Origin of the sequence: Paraburkholderia sp. A1BS-2L, assembly GCF_051125205.1 — a bacterium.
GTDB lineage: Bacteria > Pseudomonadota > Gammaproteobacteria > Burkholderiales > Burkholderiaceae > Paraburkholderia.
The window spans coordinates 3208709-3233115 of record NZ_CP120428.1 but is presented as its reverse complement, the minus strand read 5'-3'; the positions used below and the strand labels follow the sequence as shown (position 1 = coordinate 3233115).

General features: G+C 66.6%; 27 protein-coding genes. 11 read left to right on the top strand and 16 right to left on the bottom strand.

The features are described 5' to 3' along the window. Nucleotides 1–52: 52 nt before the first annotated feature. The 3 genes from P5W98_RS14765 to P5W98_RS14755 form a co-directional block, all read right to left on the bottom strand. The gene (locus P5W98_RS14765; RefSeq protein WP_434718099.1) at nucleotides 53–418 is read right to left on the bottom strand and encodes an ecotin precursor; all 366 of its coding nucleotides are present in this window, start codon (nucleotides 416–418) and stop codon (nucleotides 53–55) included. A gap of 278 nt (nucleotides 419–696) precedes the next feature. Further along, on the bottom strand, nucleotides 697–858 hold the full coding sequence (locus P5W98_RS14760; RefSeq protein WP_027815941.1) for a hypothetical protein: 162 nt from the start codon (nucleotides 856–858) through the stop codon (nucleotides 697–699). A 108-nt stretch (nucleotides 859–966) separates the two neighbouring features. Continuing rightward, nucleotides 967–1593: a LysE family translocator gene (locus tag P5W98_RS14755; protein WP_421025124.1), complete on the bottom strand. Its 627-nt coding sequence runs from the start codon at nucleotides 1591–1593 to the stop codon at nucleotides 967–969. Between the two features lie 445 nt (nucleotides 1594–2038). On the opposite strand from P5W98_RS14755, the gene sap1 reads away from it, so the two are divergent. After that, a complete protein-coding gene (gene sap1 / locus P5W98_RS14750) occupies nucleotides 2039–2380 on the top strand; it encodes a surface attachment protein Sap1 (protein WP_421025123.1) in 342 nt (113 codons plus the stop codon). A gap of 280 nt (nucleotides 2381–2660) precedes the next feature. Further along, nucleotides 2661–3215: a YaeQ family protein gene (locus P5W98_RS14745; protein WP_421025122.1), complete on the top strand. Its 555-nt coding sequence runs from the start codon at nucleotides 2661–2663 to the stop codon at nucleotides 3213–3215. Between the two features lie 54 nt (nucleotides 3216–3269). On the opposite strand, the gene P5W98_RS14740 is transcribed toward P5W98_RS14745, so the two are convergent. Next, nucleotides 3270–3680, bottom strand: a complete 411-nt coding sequence (locus P5W98_RS14740; RefSeq protein ID WP_421025121.1) for a VOC family protein — start codon at nucleotides 3678–3680, stop codon at nucleotides 3270–3272. Between the two features lie 185 nt (nucleotides 3681–3865). Between P5W98_RS14740 and P5W98_RS14735 the strand changes: the two genes are divergently transcribed. From P5W98_RS14735 to P5W98_RS14710, 6 genes are all read left to right on the top strand, one after another. After that, nucleotides 3866–4036, top strand: coding sequence for a hypothetical protein (locus tag P5W98_RS14735; RefSeq protein ID WP_421044714.1), 171 nt, complete (start codon nucleotides 3866–3868; stop codon nucleotides 4034–4036). 85 nt (nucleotides 4037–4121) lie between these two features. Then, a complete protein-coding gene (gene ada, locus P5W98_RS14730) occupies nucleotides 4122–5330 on the top strand; it encodes a bifunctional DNA-binding transcriptional regulator/O6-methylguanine-DNA methyltransferase Ada (RefSeq protein ID WP_434718098.1) in 1209 nt (402 codons plus the stop codon). Between the two features lie 101 nt (nucleotides 5331–5431). Next, complete coding sequence (locus tag P5W98_RS14725; protein WP_421073915.1) at nucleotides 5432–6412, top strand: DNA-3-methyladenine glycosylase family protein; 981 nt, start codon at nucleotides 5432–5434, stop codon at nucleotides 6410–6412. 138 nt (nucleotides 6413–6550) lie between these two features. Further along, a complete protein-coding gene (gene gshA / locus P5W98_RS14720; protein ID WP_421025118.1) occupies nucleotides 6551–8173 on the top strand; it encodes a glutamate--cysteine ligase in 1623 nt (540 codons plus the stop codon). A gap of 165 nt (nucleotides 8174–8338) precedes the next feature. Beyond that, on the top strand, nucleotides 8339–8833 hold the full coding sequence (locus P5W98_RS14715; protein WP_421025117.1) for a hypothetical protein: 495 nt from the start codon (nucleotides 8339–8341) through the stop codon (nucleotides 8831–8833). A 166-nt stretch (nucleotides 8834–8999) separates the two neighbouring features. Continuing rightward, on the top strand, nucleotides 9000–9707 hold the full coding sequence (locus tag P5W98_RS14710) for an OmpA family protein (protein WP_434718097.1): 708 nt from the start codon (nucleotides 9000–9002) through the stop codon (nucleotides 9705–9707). A gap of 79 nt (nucleotides 9708–9786) precedes the next feature. Here P5W98_RS14710 and P5W98_RS14705 read toward each other — a convergent pair whose 3' ends face one another. Together P5W98_RS14705 and P5W98_RS14700 are read right to left on the bottom strand one after the other, a co-directional pair. Next, nucleotides 9787–11355, bottom strand: a complete 1569-nt coding sequence (locus P5W98_RS14705) for a DHA2 family efflux MFS transporter permease subunit (RefSeq protein ID WP_421025115.1) — start codon at nucleotides 11353–11355, stop codon at nucleotides 9787–9789. 157 nt (nucleotides 11356–11512) lie between these two features. Next, nucleotides 11513–12043 (bottom strand): MarR family winged helix-turn-helix transcriptional regulator, encoded by a 531-nt coding sequence (locus P5W98_RS14700; protein WP_421025114.1) that lies wholly within the window; start codon nucleotides 12041–12043, stop codon nucleotides 11513–11515. 231 nt (nucleotides 12044–12274) lie between these two features. On the opposite strand from P5W98_RS14700, the gene P5W98_RS14695 reads away from it, so the two are divergent. Both P5W98_RS14695 and P5W98_RS14690 read left to right on the top strand, forming a co-directional pair. Further along, entirely contained in the window at nucleotides 12275–12703 is a 429-nt protein-coding gene (locus tag P5W98_RS14695; protein ID WP_421025113.1) for a hypothetical protein, read from the top strand. A 225-nt stretch (nucleotides 12704–12928) separates the two neighbouring features. Then, nucleotides 12929–14560, top strand: a complete 1632-nt coding sequence (locus P5W98_RS14690; RefSeq protein WP_434718096.1) for an efflux transporter outer membrane subunit — start codon at nucleotides 12929–12931, stop codon at nucleotides 14558–14560. 36 nt (nucleotides 14561–14596) lie between these two features. Here P5W98_RS14690 and P5W98_RS14685 read toward each other — a convergent pair whose 3' ends face one another. From P5W98_RS14685 to gspG, 8 genes are all read right to left on the bottom strand, one after another. After that, on the bottom strand, nucleotides 14597–15376 hold the full coding sequence (locus tag P5W98_RS14685; protein WP_421025111.1) for a type II secretion system protein N: 780 nt from the start codon (nucleotides 15374–15376) through the stop codon (nucleotides 14597–14599). 132 nt (nucleotides 15377–15508) lie between these two features. Further along, on the bottom strand, nucleotides 15509–16060 hold the full coding sequence (locus tag P5W98_RS14680) for a type II secretion system protein M (protein ID WP_421025110.1): 552 nt from the start codon (nucleotides 16058–16060) through the stop codon (nucleotides 15509–15511). Continuing rightward, nucleotides 16036–17499: a type II secretion system protein GspL gene (gene gspL, locus P5W98_RS14675; protein WP_421025109.1), complete on the bottom strand. Its 1464-nt coding sequence runs from the start codon at nucleotides 17497–17499 to the stop codon at nucleotides 16036–16038. The genes P5W98_RS14680 and gspL overlap by 25 nt, the downstream gene beginning before the upstream one ends. A 34-nt stretch (nucleotides 17500–17533) precedes the next feature. Next, nucleotides 17534–18673, bottom strand: a complete 1140-nt coding sequence (gene gspK / locus P5W98_RS14670) for a type II secretion system minor pseudopilin GspK (RefSeq protein WP_421025108.1) — start codon at nucleotides 18671–18673, stop codon at nucleotides 17534–17536. Beyond that, nucleotides 18670–19395, bottom strand: a complete 726-nt coding sequence (locus P5W98_RS14665; protein WP_421025301.1) for a PulJ/GspJ family protein — start codon at nucleotides 19393–19395, stop codon at nucleotides 18670–18672. Before P5W98_RS14665 ends, gspK begins: the two co-directional genes overlap by 4 nt. Before the next feature lie 7 nt (nucleotides 19396–19402). Then, nucleotides 19403–19819 (bottom strand): type II secretion system minor pseudopilin GspI, encoded by a 417-nt coding sequence (gspI, locus tag P5W98_RS14660; RefSeq protein WP_421025107.1) that lies wholly within the window; start codon nucleotides 19817–19819, stop codon nucleotides 19403–19405. 1 nt (nucleotide 19820) lies between these two features. Next, nucleotides 19821–20312 carry a GspH/FimT family pseudopilin gene (locus P5W98_RS14655; protein WP_421025106.1) on the bottom strand — a complete coding sequence of 164 codons (492 nt, stop codon included), beginning with the start codon at nucleotides 20310–20312 and terminating at the stop codon, nucleotides 19821–19823. Nucleotides 20313–20504: 192 nt separating this feature from the next. Beyond that, a complete protein-coding gene (gspG, locus tag P5W98_RS14650; protein WP_434718095.1) occupies nucleotides 20505–20969 on the bottom strand; it encodes a type II secretion system major pseudopilin GspG in 465 nt (154 codons plus the stop codon). Nucleotides 20970–21170: 201 nt separating this feature from the next. Between gspG and P5W98_RS14645 the strand changes: the two genes are divergently transcribed. Further along, entirely contained in the window at nucleotides 21171–21584 is a 414-nt protein-coding gene (locus tag P5W98_RS14645) for a hypothetical protein (RefSeq protein WP_421025105.1), read from the top strand. Nucleotides 21585–21653: 69 nt separating this feature from the next. Here P5W98_RS14645 and gspF read toward each other — a convergent pair whose 3' ends face one another. Together gspF and gspE are read right to left on the bottom strand one after the other, a co-directional pair. Then, the gene (gspF, locus tag P5W98_RS14640) at nucleotides 21654–22871 is read right to left on the bottom strand and encodes a type II secretion system inner membrane protein GspF (RefSeq protein ID WP_421025104.1); all 1218 of its coding nucleotides are present in this window, start codon (nucleotides 22869–22871) and stop codon (nucleotides 21654–21656) included. Between the two features lie 27 nt (nucleotides 22872–22898). Next, on the bottom strand, nucleotides 22899–24407 hold the full coding sequence (gene gspE / locus P5W98_RS14635; RefSeq protein ID WP_421025103.1) for a type II secretion system ATPase GspE: 1509 nt from the start codon (nucleotides 24405–24407) through the stop codon (nucleotides 22899–22901).

Here is a 24407-nt window from a genome sequence, read left to right as displayed (position 1 = left end):
CGCTGCCGAAGAACGCGGCAGCGGCATTAATTTGGATGACGAACCATCTCGCTTACCAGTCGGAAGATTGTCCGTAGTCGCCATAGTAGGGTGCCGGCGGTGCGGGCTGCGGCGAAGCACACGGCACATAGCGGCCAGAGTATTGATCGTAGCAGCTGCTCGGCGCAGGCGTGACAGCATAGACGGGAGCCGGCTGCGCATAGACCGGCGCGGCGACCGGGGCCGGTTCGGCATAGACCGGCGGCGGCTCATACGCGACTGCCGGCGCGCTGTTCATCGCGGCGCCCACCACTGCGCCGATCAGCGCGCCGCCGATCAGCGCCCCTACCACGTCACCGCCGCGGTCGTGCGCGCTGGCCGGGCCAGCCGCTGCCAGGCAGCCTGCCGTCACCAGTAGTACCGCTGCAATCTTTCGCATGTCGTTCTCCTCGAGAACCGTTCGAAAACATGCGTGCGATTGTGGGTGCGACGCGCGGATACAGGTGCTGCAAGTGGTAACGACGCATTACGTCGGCAATGAACGGCGCGGATACGCGTGCAGATTGGGAGGATTGGCAGCAGACGCAGGCACGCGCCGCGAACGGTTCGTCGCGATGTACACCGGGTCTGCCATGAGTGGGGTCAAGCGAGGACACGCGCGTGGCGCGCGCCCCATCTGTCCGGGATTCGACCCGGGCGGTAGTCCTGCCACTGGGGTCAGTGGTGCAGGATACTGCGCAGCGGATGACGCCAGTCGATATGAGGAGCCCCCGCTTCCACGCGCTGCCTATGCTCCTCGAGGATTTCGTCCGAAAACAGAAAAACGACAATGACGAGGGGAATAACCAGAAACGCGCCCAGTATTACGTGTTCGATCACGATAACCTCCTGGTTGTCAAGCGGTTGCAATTCCATTGTAGCTGGAAAGCTACAGCTTGCGCGAGAGGGGGTTATCGATTCTCTGAGCGAAGGTGGGCCGCCGCACGTTCAGGCCGCCGACTTCTTCCAGACAGCCGCGAAAAGCCCCGCGCCGATCAGCAACGAGCCGCCAGTACGATTGACGAGGCGCTGCACGCGCGGACTGCGCACCGCCTTGCGCGCAGCAGCCGCGAGCAGCGCGTAGCCGAACGCGTTGAGCGTGGCGAGCGCAAGGAACGTGGCCTCGAATATGACAATCTGCGGCATCGCAGCCGTATGCGGATCAATGAATTGCGGCACGAACGCGACAAAGAAAATGATGCTCTTCGGGTTGAGGGCGGTGACGGCATAGGCATGCGCGAAGATTCGGCCCGCGCGGGTTTCGGAGGTGTCGGGCGCGTCGGCGGTGGCAATCGGTGCGCGCCAGAGCTTGATGCCCAGATAGATCAGATAGGCGGCTCCGACCCACTTGAGCATCGAAAAAAGCGCTGCGGAGGCGGCGAGGATCACGCCGAGGCCAAGCATGGACGCCGTCATCGCGGTGAAGTCGCCGAGCGCGACGCCTGCGGTCGTCGCCAGCGCATAGCGGCGCCCATGGCCAAGCGCATACGAAACGACCAGCAAGACCGTGGGTCCGGGAATGGCGACGAGAATGGCCGACGCAATCGCGAAAGGCAACCAATGGGCGAGGGGCATAGGTTTCTCCAGTGAGGAAGCCCGATTTATCCACGAAGATCGCAGGGATGCAAGCGAAGGTGAGGGCACGCTTTACGCACTGGGTGCGAGAGAAAGCAATGTATTCCACGAGCCGCTGGCATCGTTTTTATTCTGCGTTTGATGACTAAATGGCTTTGCGCTCAAGCCTTCACGCCGCGACTTTATGTGCACTGCGTCATACATTTGAAAAGCGGATTGAAACGGTAATTTTGAGTACTTTGCACTGGCGCTGGCTCACGGTCGACTTGCAACTGCTGCGCTCGCACACAAGTTCTTCTTGCAGTCCTTTTGCGGTCTTCTAAATTTAAAAAAGTGTGCCGTGCGTAGAAGTTAAATACATAGCTAACCTGAGTATAAGCCTGCGGCGCTATACGGAATCGGAGTAAGCCGTAAAGTGCCAACTCTGATAAGACAGGAGACAACCATGAAAATGCTATTCGCGATGACCGCATTCGCTGCCGGTCTCCTTTGCGCCGTTTCCGCACAAGCGCAGGATTCCGCCTTGAAGCCGCAGCAAACCGTTCAACTCAAGCCCGGCTCGTATGGCTGCCTCTCGAAGGACAAGCTCGACGCGGTTTCCTTGCACGAGCAGGCCGGCGAGCATCAGCAGATGCAGGAATATTTCACCGATTATCGCTGCCTCTCCACGCCTGAGAATCAGTCGTTCCGCATCGTGCGCGTGGTTGGCCATGACGTCGAATTCGTCAATGCGGCGAACACCGACGACCAGGGCCTCTGGACCACCGACCGCTTCATCAAGCAGTAAATGTTGCGTAGCACCGGCGAGCCGCCCGCCATGAGCGGCTCACGCGCCCCGACTGGACCTTCGACCCAGTCGCTCGCCTGCGTTTAATCGGCTCGTCATTGGCCTGTCATCGGCCCATCCGCCTCGATCCCGTCATTGCATCATCATTTTCGCGACCGACCATCGCGATGATCCAGCACGTCGCCGTCCGATGAATCCGGCACAGGATCTGCTGGAAACTCGCTATCATGTGCGGCTTTTGCGCGGCGCGGAATTCACACGGGATTCGCACCCATTCGATATGGCACTCAAATCGACCATCTATAAGGCAGAACTGCAGATCGCGGACATGGACCGGCATTACTACGCCGACCATGCGCTCACCATCGCATGTCATCCGTCCGAAACCGACGAGCGGATGATGGTGCGCATCGCCGCGTTCGCGCTGTTCGCCAGCGATCGTCTCGAATTCTGCAAGGGCCTGTCGGACACCGATGAGCCCTCGCTCTGGTGCAAGGACTACACCGGCGCGGTGCAGACCTGGATCGAAGTGGGGCAGCCCGACGAGCGTCGCATCGCCAAGGCAAGCGGGCGTGCCGAGGAGGTGATCGTGATCGCTTACGGCGGACGCACCTCGGATATCTGGTGGCAGGGCGTGCGCAGCAAGGTGGAGCGGCTGCGCAACGTGACGGTCTGGTCGCTGGGCGAGGGCGTGGCAGCGTCGCTCGGGGCTCTGGCGGAGCGGACCATGCGCCTTCAGTGCACCGTACAGGACCATGCGGCGTGGATCGGCAACACCGCGAGCGAACCCGTCGCGGTCGAATGGACCGTCCTCAAGGCGCCTGAAAACGTCTGATTGCGCGGCCCTCTCGCACGCGTGCTGCCTTTGTGGGGGTTGCCCGCGGGTCAATCAACGCACCGGCGGCCCTTTCAATTCGACCATGTTGCCCTCGGGATCGAACAGGTACAGCGACGGCCCGAAGCCTTCCGAGCCAAAACGCTCGACCACTTCGCCCGGGCGCGCGCCCATCTGCGTGAGCCAGGCCTTGAGCGCCTCGCCATCGAACGGTTCCACCCGCAGGCATAGATGATCCATGTTGCCGGCAGCGCCTGATGGCGTCGCGCCGCCGTCGCGGTCCAGCGCACCGCCGATCGCGGCGAGATCGACCAGCGAGCGGCCTGCGCGCAGCTGCACGAGCCCCAATTTTTTCTCCTCACGTTCGACGCGGCAGCCCAACACATCGCAATAAAAGCGCGTCATGGCGGCGAGATCGGCCGCGCGAATGACGACATGATCGATTTCGCGAATCTGGATAAGCATGGTTCTCCCCAAAACGGCGCGCGCGGGCGCAATCCACACAGTGTAGGGGAGGGAAATCAGGCGGAAAATGGCGAAGCGCGAGCGCTCGGATCGAGTCGGGCAGGGTGATGCGGTCCGCTGACGAATTCGCTGGACGAAAAAAAGCCCGCTACTGTGAGCGGGCTTAATCCATATCAGGAGGAGACATGGAGGAGACAGAAACCACTATACACAGCGATCTGACGCGGCGCAACAAGTTTTTAAGGGAAAACCCGCAATTGGGCCAAATTGTCGCAGTCACCGCCCCGCTTTTATGGCAGGCGGTTGCTGGCTGGGCATCCGCGGCTGGCAATCGGCAATCAGGCCAGATCTCCTGAACGACAGCGCAAGATCCGGCAGGCCGGCATGCATGGGAGCCGCTACAGTGGGTCCATCGAGTCCACCATTTCCGGGAGTCACGAAATGAACGCCATCCCGACCGCAGCTCACGGCGAGCTTGTCGCCGCCTTCGGGTCGGTCCCCGCACTGACTACCGACGACGAGCGCTGGGCCGCCATCGCGGCGCGCGACGCGCGTGCCGACGGCCAATTCTTCTACGCCGTGCGCACGACCGGTGTGTTCTGCCGCCCGTCCTGCGCGTCGCGCCTGCCGCGCCGCGAGAACGTGGCGTTCTTCGCCGATGCCGATGCCGCGCGCGCGGCCGGCTATCGTGAATGCAAGCGCTGCCGCCCCGGGGGCCTGCCGCGCGAGCTCGAGATCGTGCGCCGCGCCTGCGCTGCCCTCGACGCCGATCCCCAGGCCCGCCTCACGCTCGCGCAGCTCGGCGAGCTCGTGCACCTGAGCCCGTTCCATCTGCAGCGTCTTTTCAAGCGCGTGCTGGGCGTCTCGCCGCGCCAATACTTGGCGGCGCGCCGCGGCGCGGTGCTGCGCGACGCGCTCGCACAAGGCGCCGATGTCACGCGCGCGAGTGCCGACGCGGGCTTCAACTCGTCGTCGCGGCTCTACGAGAGCGTGGCGGGAGAGCTGGGCATGGCGCCGTCGGCGTTCCGCCGCAAGGGCGCGGGACTCACGATCCGCTATGCGGTCGCGGCCACGCCGCTCGGGCGCGTGCTCGTCGCGGCAACGGACAAGGGTATCTGCCGGATCGCGTTCGGCGACGATCCCGGCGCATTGAGCGCAAGCCTCGTGGCCGACTTCTCGAACGCACATTGCATCGAGGACACGGCAGGGCTCGCGCCGTTCGTCGCGCAGATCGACGCCTATCTGCATGGCCGCCGCGAGCACCTCGAGCTGCCGCTCGACATTGCCGCGACGGCGTTCCAGCAGCGGGTCTGGGACGCGCTCCAGCGCATTCCGTACGGCGAGACGCGCAGCTATACGCAGATCGCCGAAACGCTCGGCGCGCCGCGCGCGGTACGCGCCGTGGCAAGCGCTTGCGCATCGAACCCGGTGGCGCTGGCGATTCCCTGTCACCGCGTCGTGCAAAAGGGCGGCGCGCTCGCCGGCTACCGCTGGGGACTCGCGCGCAAGGCCGCGCTGATCGACGCCGAAGCGCGTGCGGGCGAAGTCCTCGTCGCTGCCACGGCACAGGCCGGCGGCCCGCCTCCGCGCGACGCGAAACGAGACTCAAAGCGCGGCCGCGCCGACGCCACACCGGAGACCGCCGCTTGAGCGCCGTCCTGCCGAACGAACCACAACAGCCGCGAAGCGGCGGCCCGGATCCCGACGCCACCTTCGAGCTGCCGTTTCGCGCCCCCTACGACTGGCCGCGCATGCTGCGCTTTCTGGCGGGACGCGCGACGCCAGGCGTCGAAACCGTGGAAGACGGCGCGTGGCTGCGTGCAATCGACTTCCATGGCGTGAGCGGCACGCTCGCCGTACGCCGCCATGCGCGCAAGCACTGCCTCGTCGTCGAAGTCGACGGGCCAGTGAGCGCCCATGCAGCCGCATTGGCTGCGCCGCTGGCGCGCATCTTCGACGTGCGGACAAATCCGGCCGCGATCGGCGCGGGCTTCGCCGCCGATCCATGGCTCGCGCCGCTCGTCGCCGCCGCGCCGGGGCTGCGGGTGCCGGGGGCGTGGTCGGGCTTCGAACTCGTGGTGCGCGCGATCGTCGGCCAGCAGGTGAGCGTGAAGGCCGCGACGACCATCGTGGGCCGCCTCGTCGAGCGCGTGGGCAAACGTATCGAGGGCCACGCGCACGCGCGCACCGCATGGCGCTTTCCCACGCCTGCCGCATTGGCCGCCGCCGATCTTGCCGGGATCGGCATGCCGGGCAAACGGGTGGCCGCGCTCCAGGGGTTCGCGGCGGCCGTGGCGAGCGAGACGCTCGTTATCGAACGTCCCGCGGAACGTGCCCCGGAGCGCGCGCGTGCGCAAGGCGCCGCGCTTCGTGCCACCGGCAGCCGGCGCAGTCGCCATGACGAGCCCGCTGGCGATCCCGGGACTGCGCCCGCTGCAGAACATGCCACCGAACGCGCCACCCTCGACGCCATGCGCGCCGGATTGCTCGCACTGCCTGGCATCGGCCCCTGGACCGTCGAGTACGTGGCCATGCGCGCCTGGCGCGACGCCGATGCGTGGCCCGCCACCGACCTCGTGCTGATGCAGGCCATCGCCGCGCGCGACCCCGCGCTCGTGCGCCCCACGCAGCAGCGCGCGCGCACCGACGCATGGCGGCCCTGGCGCGCCTATGCCGCGATGCACCTGTGGAACGAGATCGCCGATCGGGCCGGCGCGGCGCGCGGCGGCTAGCAGACCACCCGCAAAGTCCCGCCCGAAGGGGGCCCAAGCAGGTCTTTCAGCGAGATGTTAAAGTGCCCGCTACCGAAAATCCCTTGCCGGCGGCACGTGCCGCACCGCGTCGCCGGCCAGAGCCCGACCCGCCCTTCAATGCCAGACACGACCTCTACACGCACGAACGACGTTCTCACGCAGCGCCTTTCCGTGCTGAGCGCCGGGCCGCATCGCGACGCGCTCACGCGCGGTCTGCGCGGCATCGAAAAGGAAAGCCTGCGGGTGACGCGCGACGGCCAGCTCGCCATGACGCCGCATTCGGCGGCGCTTGGCTCGGCGCTCACGCATCCGTCGCTCACGACCGACTACTCGGAAGCGCTGATCGAGATCATCACGCCGGCCGAGCACGACGCATCCATCACGCTCGAGAAGCTCGACGAGCTCCATCGCTTTGTCTACGCCACGCTCGCGCGCGACGGCGAGATGCTGTGGAACGAGTCGATGCCGGGCCTCCTGCCCGCCACCGACGACGGCATTCCCATTGCACGTTACGGCAGCTCGAACATCGGCCGCCTCAAGTACGTCTACCGCATGGGGCTCGCGCTGCGTTACGGCCGCACCATGCAATGCATCGCGGGCATCCACTACAACTATTCGCTTAACGAAGAGGTGTGGCGCGTGCTGCACGCGCACGACCAGTCCACGGCCACGCAGATCGACTATCAGTCGGAGCGCTACCTCGCGCTAATCCGCAATTTCCGCCGCACGAGCTGGCTGCTGATGTATCTGTTCGGCGCCTCGCCGGCGCTCGATGCGCGCTTCCTGCGCGGCCGCGCGCATGCGCTCGAAACCTTCGACGCCGACACGCTCTATCTGCCCTACGCGACGAGCCTGCGCATGAGCGACCTCGGCTACTCGAACACCACGGGCCAGTCGGCGCTGCACGCCGACTATGACACGCTGACGGGCTACCTCGACGCGCTCACGCAGGCGGTGAGCCAGCCGTATCCGCCGTACGAAGCCATCGGCACGCACCGCGACGGCGAATGGGTGCAGATCAACACCAACGTGTTGCAGATCGAAAACGAGTTCTATTCGACGATTCGCCCGAAGCGCGTCACGTATCCGGGCGAACGGCCGCTGCATGCGCTCGCCGCGCGCGGCGTGCAATACGTCGAAGTGCGCTGCATGGACATCGATCCGTTCGAGCCCACCGGCATTTCGCTCGAAGCCGCGCGTTTTCTCGACGCCTACCTGCTCACCTGCGCACTCGAAGAAAGCCCCCTGCTGCCGGCGGCCGACTACGCACAGGCGAACGAAAATTTCGGCCTCGTCACGAAGGAAGGGCGCCGCCCGGGCCTCGAGCTCAAACGCGGCAACGACACGGTCTCGCTCCAGGATTGGGCCGCCGAGCTGCTTTCGAAGATCGAGCGCAGTGCCGCCGTGCTGGACGCGCTGCGCGGTGGTGACGAGCATGCGCGCTCGCTTGCTGCACAGCGCGCGAAACTCGCCGATGCGTCGCTCACGCCCTCCGCTCGCGTGCTGGAAGCGATGCGCGGCAACCAGCAATCCTTCCTGCAATTTGCGCTCACGCAAAGCGAGCGCCATGCGGCGCATTTCCTCTCGCGTCCGCTTTCGCCCGAGGCGATGGCACAATTCGAGGCGCTCGCGCGCGAGTCGCTGGAAGACCAGGCCAAGCTCGAGCGCGAGGAGGTGGGCTCGTTCGACGCCTTCGTGACCGCGTATAGCTCCTACACGCTCAATCGCTACAGCGTTTAGCCCTGCGCTAGTGGAGTATTTTGGGCATTCCACTTGCTGGAAACACCAGCGTGCGGGCGCGGTCCAACAATGCATGGGCAGTACGCCCCGCCGACGCCACCGCGTGCCGACGACAAGATAACCGGGCCGCGCTCGACGCGAGCTCATACAGGGAGGAACCACACGATGAAACGAATCCTGCCGATCCTGTTCTGCGCGGCACTGACGGCCTGCGCGCCGCGCGGCCAGGTCAACCCCGACGTCATGCAGATCGCCACCGCGCCGCTCACGTGCAACGACAAGCCGCAGTGCGACATCTGGTGGCAACGTGCCCAGGACTGGGTGCGCGACCATTCGAAGTACGAAGTGCAAACCGTGACCGACACGCTGATCCAGACCGCCGGCCCCGGCGGCGGCAAGCGCGCGCTCGCCTACGAAATCACGCGGACCCACAACAGCGACGGCACGACCACCATCGGCTTTGCGGCCCATTGTGACAGTTCGCTCGGCTGCAAGCCCGATCCATGGGCGGCCGGCGCGGCCTTCAAGCAGTACGTGCGCACGGGCGTCGAACAGCCGATCCAGGGAATCAGCGGCGACGCGGAAAACCCTGACGCGTCCGGTGCGGATACGGGCGCCGCATCGTCGGCTGGGGCGCGCGCGGCGAATGAGTCCAAGTGAGCCCGGCTGGTTCGCACCGCGTGATAGCTCGTATTCCGAATCGAATCACTTCGATTGTGCATTTAAGCATTATCTGATTGGGTGACGTGTCGAGGGATCGTATTGTGGCTCTGCTTCGGCGTGCGCCGGACGACAGTACATTCCTCTTCCATCATTCGAATCGAAAATGAAAATGCGACTTCTGCCAGCCAGCGCACTGGCTGCCCTCATCGTCGTCGCGGCTGGTTGCACGACCGCGTCAGGCCCGACCTACAACCTCGACGTCGTGACGCTCGCCAACGGCTCGCAGGCGTATCGCGTACAGTGCTTGGGCCTGCTGGAAAGCTCGAAGGACTGTATGAAGAAGGTCACCGAGATTTGCGGCAACAAGGAGCCGCTGCGAGTGTCCTCAACCGACCGCGCTGCGTCCGGATTCAAGGCCGAAAACGACCCGCGCGAAATCATGTTCGTTTGCCAGGCGCCGCAGCCCGCTGTCCAGACACCGCCGCCGCCTCCGCCGCCGGTCGTCGAAACGCAGCCGCGCACCATTACGCTCAGCGCCGACGCCAACTTCGAAATCAACAAGTACAACCTGCTGCCGGAAGGCAAGCAGGCACTCAACAAGTTCATCGCGGACAGCGACGGCGTGAACATCGGCACCGTCGTGATCAATGGCCACACCGATTCGACCGGTTCGAACGCGCTGAACGACCGCCTCTCGCTGCGCCGTGCGGAAACCGTCCGCAACTACCTGCAGTCGCATGGCCTGCATGCGGGCAAATACGAAGTGCACGGCTACGGCAAGTCGAAGCCGATCGCGAGCAACGCCACGGCCGACGGTCGCGCGCAGAATCGCCGCGTCGAGATTCAGACGAGCGGCATCACCGTCCGCTAATACACCACGTTTATCACGGCAGCAACAGCACACGCCCGCGTTTGTCGCGGGCGTTCATCACGGGATCGCCAGTGGGCCATCAATGGCCCATTGCCGGTCCCGCTCCCTTTCTGGGCTTCGTAATCCAGACCAGCGCCGCAAGCACGACGAACATCGCGCATGAGATGCGGAAGAAGTCGTTGGTCGCCATCATGTAGCCCTGCGCCGTCACCACTTCATTGAGCTTCGCGGTCAGGCCCGGCCCTGCATAGCCGAGACTCGTCAACGCATTGCTGTATGCGCTGGTGTTGGGCGAATATACGCTCACGGACTCCGACAACACCGCGTGGTGATAAATCGCAGAGTTCTCCCAGAACGTCGTGCTCGCCGCCGTTCCAATCGCGCCCGACAGCGTGCGCAAGAAGTTGGACAGACCCGATGCGCTCGCGAGGCGCTCGTCGGAGATGCTCGACAGCGTGATGGTCGTCATCGGCACGAAGAAGCAGGCCACGCCGATGCCCTGCACGAGGCGTGGCAGGATCACCTGGTCGAACGGCACGTCGAGCGTGAACGTGGCGTTCCATAGCGAGACGCCCGCGAACACGACGAATGCGAAGCTCGCCACCATGCGCAGATCGAGCTTGTGCATATTGCGCCCGATCAGCGGCGAGAGCACGAGCGCGAGCAGCCCCACCGGCGCCGTCGCGAGGCCGGCGACGCCGGCCGTGTAGCCCATCACCGTTTGCAGCCAGAGCGGGAAGATCACGACCGAGCCGAAGAACGCCATGAAGCCGAACGAGATGATCAATGCGCCGAGCGCGAAGTTGCGGTCGCGAAAGAGCGAGAGATCGACGACCGGCTCTTTCTCGGTGGCCTCCCACGCAAGCATGAACGCCAGCGACACCGCCGCGATGATTGCGAGCGCAACGATGAACTTCGAGCTGAACCAGTCACGGTCCTTGCCGAGGTCGAGCATCATTTGCAGGCACGACACGCCGATCACGAGCAGCACGAGGCCCACAGCGTCGATGCGCTGTTTCGTGGTCTTCGTTTCGCGTCCGCGCAGCAGCAGGAACGCGCAAACCCCCGAGAAGAGCCCGATCGGCACGTTGATGTAGAAGATCCACGGCCATGTGTAGTTGTCCGTGATCCAGCCGCCCATGACCGGGCCGAAGATGGGCGCGACGATCACCGTCATGGCCCAGAGTCCCAGCGCAAGCCCACGTTTCTCGGGCGGGTAGGAGCGCATGAGGATCGTCTGCGAAAGCGGCACCATCGGACCGGAGACGAGGCCCTGCACGAGACGGAAGGCGATCAGCGTCTCGAAATTGGCGGCGAAACCGCAGGCCGCCGAGGCCAACGTGAACAGGATCACCGAAAGCGTGAAGAGCCGCACTTCGCCCACGCGCCGCGCGAGCCAGCCCGTGAGCGGCACGGCGATTGCCGAGGCGACCGAATACGAGGAGATCACCCAAGTGCCTTCGCTGTTGGCGACGCCGAGCGTGCCGGAAATGGTCGGCACGGCAACGTTGGCGATCGACGTGTCGAGCACCTCCATGAAAGTGCCGAGCGCGAGGCCCACGGTCAGCAGCGCGAGCTTTCCGCCCGAGAACGGCGCGGGCTCCGCGCTGGCAGGAGCGGGAGAGGGCGCGGCGGTGGATGCGTCCATTTTCAGGGTCCTTGCTCGGCTTCTTGCCGAAGTTTCCAGTTCGGGTGGCAGTCCATAAGTTCATGTCGCGGCATTGACTGCCCAGACAGTGATTTATCCGCAATGCGACACGATCGAGGCGAAATCTAGCTGGCGCCAAGGCGCCACGACACCGGCTTCACAGCTTGTGGCGATCTTCCTCGGCTGCGCTGAATGGCACATCCGCGCCGCCTTCGACATGACTGCATACCATCGACGTGTCCGCATCGTTCGCGATGAAACGTTGCAACAGGCTGACGAGCGTGGTCACTTCGTCGGCGGAAAAGCCGCGTAGCTGGTCGTTCACCACCGAGGCGACCAGATCCGGCAGCTGCTGCGCCGCATCACGCCCCAGCGGCGTGAGCGCCAGTTCGACCACACGGCGGTCCGCGTGACTGCGCTGGCGCACGAGAAAGCCTTTTTTCTCCAACCGGTCGAGCATGCGCGTCATCGATCCAGTGTCGTATGACAGCACGCGCGACATTTCATTGGGCGTGCGGGCGTGCTCGAACCACAGTAGGAGGATCACGCCGATCTGCGATGAGGTCAGCCCCAGCGGCGCGACGGCGCGGTCCATCCGCGCGGCCAGCACGTTTCGGGCCGTCGACAGGAAATAGCCCAGGCTCGGCACAACACCGACCTTGCCTGGTACGTACGCACCCTCGCTCATGGGAAGCCGCTCTCACGCATCTCGAAAACAGGCGAATTCTAGCCGGTTATATGCCTGCCTGGGCAGATAAATTGGGTGACGCGTCAGCCACCGATTCTCATGGTCGCTGCGTAAAAACAACAGCACATTTGGTGCGATGCAAAGTGTGTTGTGGTTTGATTGCATAGTCAATATTATGACAGGCAAGCACTTTATCTCCTCGTATTCCCCAATTCTCCTGTTGAATGCGCCATGCTGTACCTAAAAAACGCGCTCGGCGGCATCGGCCGCTCGGTTTCCTGCACTGCCAGGCTTGCTTTCACGCAAACCGGCGGCGCGGCGCGTTGGCGCAAGTTCGCGCTCTATGCAGCGATGTTCGTGCTGCCTGGCGGCTCGATCGCCGTCGCGCTGATGGTGTGGGCCGACCGACGCCGCGCCCAGCGAGACGGGGCGGGCACGTCCGTGGTGATGAGCGGCGTCATGCCGCCTGCAACGAGCCCAAGTGTGGTCGCGGCAAGCATGAATGCAGCAGCGGCCACCACGGCGGCAGCCAAAGCCGCCTGCTCCGGCGTCCAGGTTGCGTGCCGCGCCAACATCATGCGGGGTGCACATACGCGCGCAGGCCGCGCCGCGCTGCACGCCGTTCACGCGCTGGGTTGCTGGCGCCGTAACGACGCGTAATTTGCGACCGGCGTGCGGTAACACATCCTCATCCATTTCCGGCTTACCCTTGCAGGTTCCGCGCTGCGCGTGGCGCGTGCGCTACCATTGCCGCAACTTGCCAGCCCCTCGAACCGAGCCCGGCCCGCCGCATTGCCGCAGAGCGCACCACGCCGCGCGTCTTCGCGCACCAGCTGCGCGCGACTTTCACCCGGTTCGCCAGCCGCTTCGACAGGAATTCCTTGCATGTCTTGCCGTTTCGTCCCTCCCGGCCATCACGTTTCCCGCCGTAGCCGCGCCTGGCGCCTGGCGCCCAGGCCTGCCGTGCTGTGCGCGGTGGCAGCGCTCGCGTTCCAGTTGAGCGGTTGCGCCGTGGGCCCCGACTATCACAAGCCGGCTGCAGCAGTGCCCGAGTCGTACAAGGAAGCGCCCGAGGGCTGGAAGACTGCACAACCCGCCGATACCGCCGATCGCGGCCCCTGGTGGCTCATCTACGACGACGCGCAGCTCAACGGGCTGATGGATCAGCTCAACGCCAACAACCAGACCGTCGCGCAATACGCCGCCGCGTACCGCCAGGCGCGCGCATTGGTAGGCGAGGCGCGCGCGGCATATTTCCCGGTGGTGAGCGCCTCGTTTTCGGGCTCGCGCGCACGCTCCCCCGCGCGGGTTTCGAACTCTAGCAGCAACGGTTTTGCCGGCGGCGGATCGATCTCGAACAACGTCAACCTCGGCCTCGACGCGACCTGGGAACCGGATCTCTGGGGCAAGGTGAGCCGTACGGTCAGCGCGCAGGAAGCCGGCCAGCAGGGCGCCGCCGCCGATCTGGCCAACGCGCGCCTCTCGGCGCAGGCCACGCTCGCGCAAACCTGGTTCACGCTGCGCTCGCTCGACGCCCAGCAGAAGCTGCTCGATGACACCGTCGCGGCTTATCAGAAGTCGCTGCAGCTCACGCAGAACCAGTACGCGCAGGGCGTAGCGGGCCGCGCCGACGTCATCCAGGCGCAAACGCAATTGCAGTCCGCGCAAGCCGCCGCCATCGGCAATGGCGTGGCGCGCGCCCAAGACGAACACGCGATTGCCGTGCTGGTCGGCCAGCCGGCTTCGGCGTTCTCGATTCCGCCTTCACCGCTTATGGCCACCCCGCCCGCCGTGCCGGTCACGATGCCTTCGGCGTTGCTCGAGCGGCGTCCCGACATCGCCTCGGCGGAGCGCAAGGCGGCGGCCGCGAACGAGCAGATCGGCATAGCGATCTCCGCGTTCTTTCCCACGCTGACGCTCTCTGCCAGCGGCGGGTTCGAGAGCTCGGTGCTCTCGCAGCTGCTCTCCATGCCGTCGCGCTTCTGGACGCTCGGGCCGTCGCTCGCGGCCACGGTGTTCGACGCGGGCCTGCGCCGCGCGCAGACCGAAGCGGCGCGCGCGTCCTATGACCAGCAAGTCGCGGCCTACCGGCAGACCGTGCTGGCCGCATTCCAGGACGTCGAGGACAACCTCGCGTCGCAGCGCATCCTCGCGCAGGAAATCGTGGTGCAGCAGCAGGCCGTGGAATCGGCTCAGCACGCACTGCGGATCGTCACGAACGAATACAAGGCCGGAACAACCGATTACCAGAACGTCCTGTCATCGCAGACGACGGCGTTCACGGCGCAGCAAAAGCTCGCGAGCATCGCGGGGCAGCGCATGGTGTCGTCGGTCGGGCTCGTGAAGGCGCTCGGCGGCGGCTGGGACGTCTCGCAGATGGCGCGCGAAACCGGCGGCGTAGCGGCGCCCGCGCCTGTCGCGGCATCGGACTCCGCGGTGCCGGGCGCGCCAGGCCAGGCGCCTTCGATGCGTGGCGCCGTGCAGGGTGCGGCAGCGCAGGGCGCTCAACCGCAGTAAGCCCGGTGGCGCGCTACACCTCGCGGATTCATGGCGTCAGCGCATGAAGGTCAGCGCCACAGCGCCGGTTCCCGTGGGCCGTCCCAGCAGATTCAGCAATCCCGCCAGATTCTCGCGCTGATCGGGCGTCGCGCTCGCGGTGCCATTGAACGACGCCGACGAGCGCGAAAACGTGCCATGCCCGTCGAGCAGCAACGGTCCTTGCTGCGTGCTCAGATCGAGCGTCGATGACGCGCCCTGCGCCTGAAGCACCGCCTCATACGAGCCGAGCGGCTTCACGAGCGAGACGCGTGAGCTCATGTCGCCGAGCGTGACGGTCAAGCGCCCGAATGCATCGGCGCCGAATACGCGCCAGGGACTCCACGCGAGCCGCACGTTGCCATCCAGATCTAGCGTGTTGAACGGCGCGCCGAGGCCCGCGAGCAGCGACGCGGGCACCGCGATCGCGCCCGACGTGACCGTCGCGCCGCGCAACGTCGCTTCGACGTCGACAGGGTCGGGCATGGCCTCGGTCTGGCGCATCTGCATGCGCACGCGGCCCGTGAGGAGCGCCCAGAACGACGTGCTCCATTCGATGCGGCCCGGCAGAAGCGTCGCGCCCTGCACGTCGCGGCCGGCGGCGAGCATGAGCGTGGCCGAGCCGTGCCAGAGCGAGCCTTGCGGATCGACGAGGTTGACATGGCCCTGGGTCGCGCGCGCGAACTGCGGCGCGATCCACGCGGCGGGCAGCCGCACGAGCAGCACCGCGCCTACGGACAACACGGCTACGAATAGCCAGGGCAACACGGCGCGCGCGCGCCGCATCCAATAAGACATGCGAGGAATCTCCTGTCGACCAGAGTTGGCGCTTTAGCTGTCGGCCGGAGCTAGTGCTTCAGCACTTACTCCGGGCCCATGCAAAGCGCCTTACTCTGGTCCCATGCTTCGCGGTCGACCGCGTTTCGCGCCTTAGCGCGCGTTCGCCGGCTGCAGCGACGCGGTCAAATCGACCTGGCCGTCGGCCTTCAGCGCCGTGATGTGAGCCTCGACCACCTGCACCTTGTACTGCTTGCGCACGTCGTCGAGCCAGGCCGCCCACGCCGGGAACGAGGCATTCTTCATCTGCACCTGCGCTGTCGTGCCGATCAATTGCACCTGCGCGTTCGGCATGCCGTGGTCGGAGAGTGATGCGGTCAGCGCATCCTTGAGCGCCTGGCCGCCAGGCGCGACGCTCGCCGCCGCGCCCGCGAGCGCACGCGCCTCGTCGGCCTGCGCGGTCATCTGCGCAAGCTGGCGCTTCATCGCGGGCAAGTTCTCGCGCAGGCGCGCGCGGCCGTCCGCCGCCGGTTGCCATAGCACCGAATAGCCGATTGCCACGACCAGCACCGCGCCGCCCCAGGTCAGCAGCATTTTTTCGCGCGCGGTGCGGACTTCCCAAAAGTTGCTCCACTGCTCGCTCAAGGTCTGCACCCATGCGCTGCTCGAACCGGTTGTCTTCACGATGCGCTCCTGATCGTCCATTTGCCGCTGCTGCTGTCCTGCGTGGCCGCGAGGCCATTGCGCGCAAGCCGCTTGCTCAAGTCGGCGTCGACATTGACGCCGGGCTTGAAGGTCACGTCGAGGCGCCGGTCGTGATAGTCGAGCGCTGCAATCGCATTCGCGGGCACCGGCCCGAGCGAGCGCGCGAAGGCGTCGGCGAGCGCGAGGAAATCGTCGGGCGAGGGCTCGCCCGCTGCCACGCGCAACTGGGAAAGCTGGCGCGCCATCTGCCCGGCGGGGTCGAGCACCACCGTCGTCTTCGGGAACGCGTTGAGCAGCAGCTCGGTCATCTGCGTGTTGATAGCGTCGCGCTGGCGCGCCAGCATCAGCCACTGCACGTTCGCACCGACGATCGCGACCACGAGCGAAGCCGCCACTAGCGCGAGCGGCACGCGCAGCCGGCGCAGCGTCGCGCGATCGAGACGCCACGGCTGCACCGCGAATTCGAACTGGCAGAGGTCGAACTTGCACGCGAGCGCGCGCTTCGCGAGCGTCTCGAAGCCAAGCGGCTGCGCACCGGGCAGCGCCGCCGCGAGCGCAGCTTTGTCGGCGGCGCTCGCGAATTCGCCTGGCACCCCCGTCAGCACGTAGCGCATGACGGGCGCGTCGCCGGCCAGCGCCGCCACGGTCGCGGCAAGATTTGCCGCCGGCACCGCAAAGCCTTCAGCCATCGCGCCGCGCACGATCGCGAGTTCGAGCAGCGCGCTGGACGCGCCTGCCACGGTGCTGGATACGGCCGCCGCCACGTCAGGCAGAAGCGCGGGCGCCGTCGACATGACCGGGCCGAATACGCAGGCCGTTACCGGGCTGCTTGCACTATCGGCGCCATCGGTACCATCGGCACTGCCTGCGCCGCCGGCAGCTTTGGCATGGTCGGCAACTTCCGTCGAGGCGGGCGGCATGGAGGGCTCGCCTGCGTACGCCGCGGCTTGCAGCGCCTGCGCAGCAGCAGCGCCGGTACCCCCCGCCGCATCGGGCAGGCTATCGGGCAAGCAGCGCGCCACCGGCACCGCGCGCAGGTTGCGGTGCCCCGCGCCCGTGAATCCTTCGATGAGGAAGCGGAACCACCCGCGGTCGACGGCCGCGACGGTCTGCATCCCGCCCGGCAGGCGCGCAGGATCCAGCGCGAGATGGCAAGTCTGCGGATCCTGGATCAGATGATCCTCGACGACGTTCGGCAGCGCCTGGCGCAGCCGCGGCCCCTTGAGCGGCGGCACCGTGGCGGCGACCATGAGCAGATCGCGCGCGGCGATCAGCAGCACGGTGGCCGACGCCTTCGGCAACAGGCCGAGCGCCGCCCGGCCCGCGCGCTGCGTCTGGCCCGCTTTGTCGAGCAGCACGAACGGCAGTTCGGGCAATTGCCATTCCTGCGAGTGGACCGCCGGATCGCGCGGCGGCATCAGGACGATCAGCGTGCTCAAACGCACCTCTTTTCGATGTTGGACGGGTACGATTTCATGGTTCGTCGCGCACGCGCACGATGCGCGTCGTATGGGTGAGCGGGTCGCGCCACACGAGCGTGGTGCGGTCCACGACGGCGCGCTCGTGCTGCACGCGCCCATGAACCACAAAATAGCTTGTATTGACGTCGCATTGCGTCGAGTCGACGCTGGTTTGTCCGGCCCCCGCGCCTTGCAGCGCGAGCTGCACATCGGCGAGGTTGTGGAAAAACACGGTCTGGCGCCGCGCCACGAACGCCTGCGCGCCGGACAGGCTCATGCCCTGCACGATCGCTGCGATCACCTCGGCGCTCGCCGTGTTCATGTTCACAGGCGTCGTGGTGGGCAGGACCGTCACGAACGGGCGCAGCCGCGCGACGATGTCGGGCGTGAAGCCCGGCACGTCGAGCAGCGCATCGGTGCTCGTCATGAGCAGCGGCGCGACGGCGCTGTTGGAGTCGGCATCGGAAAGGCCGGGGTTGTCGGTGAAGTTCGCACCGCCTCCCGTGCCGCCCGCGACTTGCTGAGCATTCGCGGCCGTGCCGGTGCTGCCCGCCGCCGTGGCGCCGGTCTGAAAGCGCGTGATCGAGTGGGCGAGCCCCGAGCGCAGGTAGACGGCCGCATTTTTTGCAAGCTGACCATCGATGCCAAGCAGCTGCAAGAGGCGCGCGAACGCCTGGATTTGCGCGAGATTCAGTTGCAGCGCGCCCGGCGCGGAGGTGGAAACGAGATTGCGCAGATTGAAGCGCGCCTGAGCGTCTTCGATGGAGCCGGAGAGCCAGGTGTCGGCGCCCTGTTCCGCGCGGGCTTCGCCAATCTGGCCGAGGAAGTCGGAAAGGCGCGTCTTCGCGACCGGCATGCCCCACGCGCCGCCCAGATAGGTCACGCCCGCCGAGGTGTCGCCCTCGGAGCGCAGCACGAGGCGCGTCCAGTCGAGCGCGGCGCGCGCGATCCACTGTCCTTGTGCGAGCAGCCGCTGATTTTCGATGCGGCGCACCTGCACCTGCTGGCGCCACAACATGCCCGAGACCAGAATCGCGGCGAGCGCGACCACCAGCAGCGCGCTGATGATCGCGGCGCCGCGCTGGCGACGCGCGGTAGCACGTACCGCGTTACAGGTAAGGAGGCGGGGAATTCGATGCTGTCGCACGCTCATTCCCCCACGAGAAAGACGCGCGTGACCGGCCGCGCAAGCGAGCGCGCGCTAACGCTCACCTCGAGCCCGGTCACCGCGCGCGGCACGGGCGCGTTGCCGAGTTGGGGCACCTTCACGCTGCTATTGTTCGTCGCGATCTGCGAGCGCACCTGGTTCATGTCCGAGGTCCAGCCCAACTTTTCCACGTAGAGCCGCGCGTCGATCGCGCCCACGCCCTGCATCATCGGCAAGGCGCTCCACGCATCGCTCTCGCCGCCACGCAGCGCGCGCCGCAAGTCGCCGAGATTGGCGAGCGGCGGCGACGCGTAGCGTACGACGCGCCCGTCGCTTACGCGGTAGCGCACCACCTGCAAACGCGGCGGCGCGCCGGGCGGCACCGCGAACGCGCGCACGATCTGCAGCGCGCCGCCGTCGACGGAGACCGCGGGCGCACCCGCTTCGTCGTCGCTGACGGCGTGGCGCGCGTCGATGCGCATCTGGTCGAACATCTGCGCAAACACGCGCTCTTCGGCCATCGAATGCGTGAGGACGTCGCGGCCGCGCACGATCTGGTCCAGGCCGCGCCACGACAAGATCGCGACCACCGCGAGAATAGCGATGGCAACGAGCAGTTCGATCAGCGTGAAGCCGGCGGCGCGGCGGGTGCGCAAAGCGCTGCGCGAAGTAGCGTGCCCGGCGGACGGCCCATGCCACCGCCCCGGCGGGACGCGCTTTCGGCGCATCGCGCGATCACAGCGACCGGTTCGTCTCATTGCCGAGCACCGTGACGAGTTGCGCGAGATTGCCGTCACGGCCCGGCGTCGTCACCGAGACCTCCACGCGGCGGAAAACGGGATTGGGCGTGGCCGTGACGTGCTGCGTGCAGGTCAGCTGCAAATTGCCTTGCGAGCAGTCGAAGCGGCGCTCGCCGACCTCGGGCCACGCGTGTGCGAGACGCAGTTGCGCGAGCGCGTTGTCGGCGCTCCAGCCCGCGAGCAGGCGCTGGTGCAGATCGGCTTCGCTCGCCGCGAGGCTACCCACGGCGCGCAACGAGGCCGCAAGCGCGATCGCCACGATGGCGAGCGCGACCAGCACTTCGATCATGGTGAAGCCGCGCGTCGCGGTGCGGGCGTCGCGACGAGGAACCAGGCGGGTGGCCTTGCGCATCTCAGCGGACCTCATACCGGCCCGCGCCGGTACCGACGATGGTGGCATGGCCCGCCGCCGAGAACAGCGTGATTTCGACGGGCTGCTCGACGGCCTCGGTGCCGAACACGAGGCGGCTCGCATGCAGGTCATCGCTGCCGGAGTAGGTAATCGATACGCCCGTCACGCCGCCTTCCCACTTGCGCGGACCGAGCAGATCATCGCGCAGCGGACGCCAGCCGTCCTCGGTATGCACGTCGAAGCGAAACCCGCCCTCGACCGGCTGCCACGCGATAGGGCGCGCACGCACCTGCGCCTCGTCGCCGGCGGATTCGAACAGCAGCGCGAGGCGCTGCGCCTCTTCGTTCAGATCGGTGCGCGGATTGCGTGTAAGCGAAAGCGACGCGAGCGACACCAGCAGCCCCGCGATCATCAGCACGACCAGCATTTCCAGCAGCGTGAAGCCTGCCGAACGGCTAGCCGAACGTGCGCGCGCCGCGCGCGGGGTGCGCATCGGCGTGCGGTCGCAACAGCGAAGGGGGCGGGCGTGCATGGAGATGAAGAAAGCGAAGCTGGAGATGATCGGGAAACGGGGCCGCGAGCATGCATCCAGCCCCAGCGAGCCCCGGCAGACCTTGGTGGACCCGTCGGGATTCCATTGCCGGTTCGTAATCTATTCGTTGCCGGTTCGTCGCCGGCTCATGGCCTATTGCCAGGACCCGACGTCGGCGTCGTTGCCTTCGCCGCCGGGCTTGCCGTCGGAGCCATAGCTGAAGACGTCGATCTCGCCGTGCACACCCGGATTCAGGTACTGGTACGGATTGCCCCACGGATCGTTGGGCAGGCGCTCGAGATAGCCGCCGCCCTTCCAGTTGTTCGGCACCGGGTCGGTGGTGGGTTTTTGGACCAGCGCCTGGAGGCCCTGATCCTGAGTCGGATAGCGGCCATTGTCGAGCCGATAGAGCTTCATCGCCTGCATGACCGTACCGATGTCCTGGCGCGCGGCGACGCGGCGGGCTTCATCGGGACGGCTCATGATCTTCGGCACGATCAGCGCCGCGAGAATACCGAGGATCGCGATCACGACCATGATTTCGATCAGCGTGAAACCGCGCTGGCGACGTGCGCGCCGGCGTTCGATTTCGGCATGGCTGCGGGTCCATATGGACATAAGTGGCTTCCCTCCTGGCGAATGATCGTTGCGGCGCACCCTGTGCGCCTTGTTTCGTTGTTGCGCGCGAACCCGGATTCGCGGGTTCGCGCGCGCATGACGGGTCATTGTAATGTCACACGATGACGCCTTTGAGACCCGCACCCGCGGCTCCCGAGGCGCGCCATCAAAACGTTCACAATACTCCGTACAATGGAGCGCATGAACCCACTGCAAATCCGTCTTCTGTCACTCGCCGCGTTCGCGGTGTTCTGCGCCACGGCTGCGTGGTGGACGCTCGAAATCGCCGCAACGCGCGCCACCCCGGTGCAAGCCGCCGCCGCCCAGGCGCCCATTTCGGTCGCCGAGGCCGGCACGCTCTTTGGCGGCAAGCTCGAGCGCAACGTCGTGCAGGACATCCACCTGTTCGGCATCCTCGCGCTCAAGCAGGGCGCAGCGGCCATCGTGAGCTTCGGCGGCGACCCGGCCAAGGCCATCTCGCTCGGCGGCCTGATCGGCCCGGACGCGACGCTCGCCGAAGTGCGCGCACGCTCGATCATCGTCAACCGCCACGGCGTGCACTCCGAAGTCTTCCTGCCGGCCAATGCCGCCGGCCCCACCATCTACGTACGCTGACCGACTCCGCGCGCCGCGCTGCTTGCTGGCAAGCTTTTCTGCTAGCACCCGCGCGGCTCGCTGCGCGACTCACTGCACCAGATTGTTCAACTCGATGATCGGCAGCATCACCGCGAGCACGATCACCAGCACCACGCCCCCCATCGCCAGAATCAACAGCGGCTCGAGCAGGCTCGTGAGAAACATCGTGCGTCGCTCCAGTTCGCGCGCCTCGCCTTCGGCGGCGCGGTCGAGCATGGTCGTGACATCGCCGGTCGCCTCACCCGAGCGGATCAGGTGCACCAGCACGGGCGGAAACGTCTTCGTATTGCCCAGCGCGCGCGAGAGCGACGTGCCTTCGCGCACGCGCACGATGGCGTCGTCCACGTTCATGCGCATGGCGCGGTTCGAAAGCGTTTCGCCGGCCGCCTGCAGTGCGCGCAGGATCGGCACGCCCGCCGCGCTCAGAATGCCGAGCGTGCTCGCAAAGCGCACCGTGTTGTAGCCGCGCACGAGCTTGCCCGCGAGCGGCGCCGTGAGGAGCCACCGGTCGAACGCGAGACGCGGCCCGGGCCGGCGCAAGGTCGCGCGCACGATCCACGCGACGATCGCCACCGCGATCAGCACGGCCCACCACCATTGCCGCACGAAGCCCGACAGCGCCATCATCACGATGGTCAGAAACGGCAGTTGCTGCTTGGTGCTCGCAAACACATTCACGACCTGCGGCACCACATAGCTCAGCAGGAACGTGACGATGCCGAACGCGATGATCGTGACGATCGTCGGGTAAGTGAAGGCCAGCACGATCTTCTGCTTGAGCGCGTTGCGCTGCTCGATGTAATCGGCGAGGCGCGAGAGCACGATGCCGAGCTTGCCGGTGTGCTCGCCCGCCGCGACGAGCGCGCGGTAGATGTCGGGAAAATCGCGCGGATGCTGCGCGAGCGCGTTGGCGAGCGAGTGGCCGCCCAGCACTTCTGCGCGGATCGCGGCCATCAGTTCGCGAATGTAGTCGCGCTCGGCCTGCTCGGTGAGCACCGCGAGCGCCTCGCCAAGCGGCAGCCCCGCCACCAGCAGGCTCGCGAGCTGGCGCGTGAGAATCGCCTGCTCGCGCTGCGAGAGACGCCGCCCGAGCGCGAGGCGCTGGGCGCGCGCGCCGCGCGTGCGGGTCGCCGCCGGCTCGACCACGAGCGGCGTGAGGCCCTGGCCGCGCAGTTGCGCACGCGCGCCGCGCGCGCTGTCCGCGTCGAGCACGCCCTTTTGCGCCTTGCCCGCGGCGTCGATCGCTTCGAAACGGAATGCCGGCATCGTCTTCCTTGCCTTCGCCTGAGCGCTTTACGCGCCGCCCGTCACGCGCAGCACTTCCTCTAGCGAGGTCGTGCCCGCGTCGAGCCAGCGCTCGCCGTCGTCGCGCAGCGTGCGCATGCCCTGCGCCCGGCCTGCGGTGAAGATCTCGGCGTCGGCGGCATTGCGGTGAATGAGGTTGCGGATCGGCTCGTCGATGGTGAGCAGCTCGTACACGCCGCGCCGGCCCGAATAGCCCGAATGGCCGCAGCGGTCGCAGCCAACCGGATGCCAGCGCTTGCGCCCATCGTCTTCGAGGCGTTCTTCCTTGCAATGCGGGCACAGTTGCCGCACGAGACGCTGCGCGAGCACGCCAAGCAGCGACGAAGCCAGCAGATAAGGCTCCACCCCCATGTCGGTCAGGCGCGTGACCGCCGAGGCGGCGTCGTTGGTGTGCAGCGTGGCCAGCACGAGGTGGCCCGTGAGCGAGGCCTGCACGGCGATCTGCGCGGTTTCGAGGTCGCGGATTTCGCCGATCATGATGATGTCCGGATCCTGACGCAGGATCGAGCGCAGCGCGCGCGCGAAGGTCATGCCGATGCGCTCGTTCACCTGGGTCTGGCCGATGCCCGCGAGGTCGTACTCGATCGGGTCCTCGACGGTCATGATGTTGGTGGTCGTGGTCTCGAGCCGCGACATCGACGCATAGAGCGTGGTGGTCTTGCCCGAGCCGGTCGGCCCCGTCACGAGCACGATGCCGTGCGGCCTGGCAATCAGCTGGTCGAACTGCTTGAGCGTATCGGCGGCCATGCCGAGCGCTTCGAGATTCAGGCGCTGCGCGTCCTTTTCCAGCAGGCGCAGCACCGCGCGTTCGCCATGACCCGTGGGCAGCGTGGAAACGCGCACGTCCACGGGACGCCCGCCCACGCGCAGCGTGATGCGGCCGTCCTGCGGCAGACGTTTTTCGGCGATGTCGAGCTGCGCCATGATCTTGATACGCGAAATCAGCGCGCCGTGGAGCGCCTTCTTCGGCCGCACCACGTCGCGCAGCGTGCCGTCCACGCGAAAGCGCACCACCGAGGCATTCTCGAAGGGCTCGATATGAATATCGGAGGCCTGCTCGCGCGCCGCCTGGGTAAGCAGCGCGTTGATCATGCGGATGATCGGCGCGTCGTCTTCGGATTCGAGCAGGTCCTCCACCTCGGGAATGTCCTGCATCAGGCGCGAGAGGTCGACTTCGCCTTCCACTTCGCCCACCACCTGCGCCGCGCTGCCGTCCTGGCGCGCGTAGGCCTGGTTGATCGCCTGGGCCAGCTCGTCAGCGGGAATGCGCACGAGCGAAAACGCCCCGAAATTGCGCGCGATTTCGGCAATCGCGGCGCCCGTGGTGCGCTCGCTGATCCACACCTCCAGACCATCCGCGTGCTGCTGCGCGACGAGGATCTGGCCGCTGCGCGCGAAGCCGTACGGCACGAGCCGCGCGGCAACGGGCGAGGGGGCCTCGCGTGGCGTGGCGCTCTCGCGTGCGGCCGCTGGGGACGAGCGGGGCGTATCGGCCAT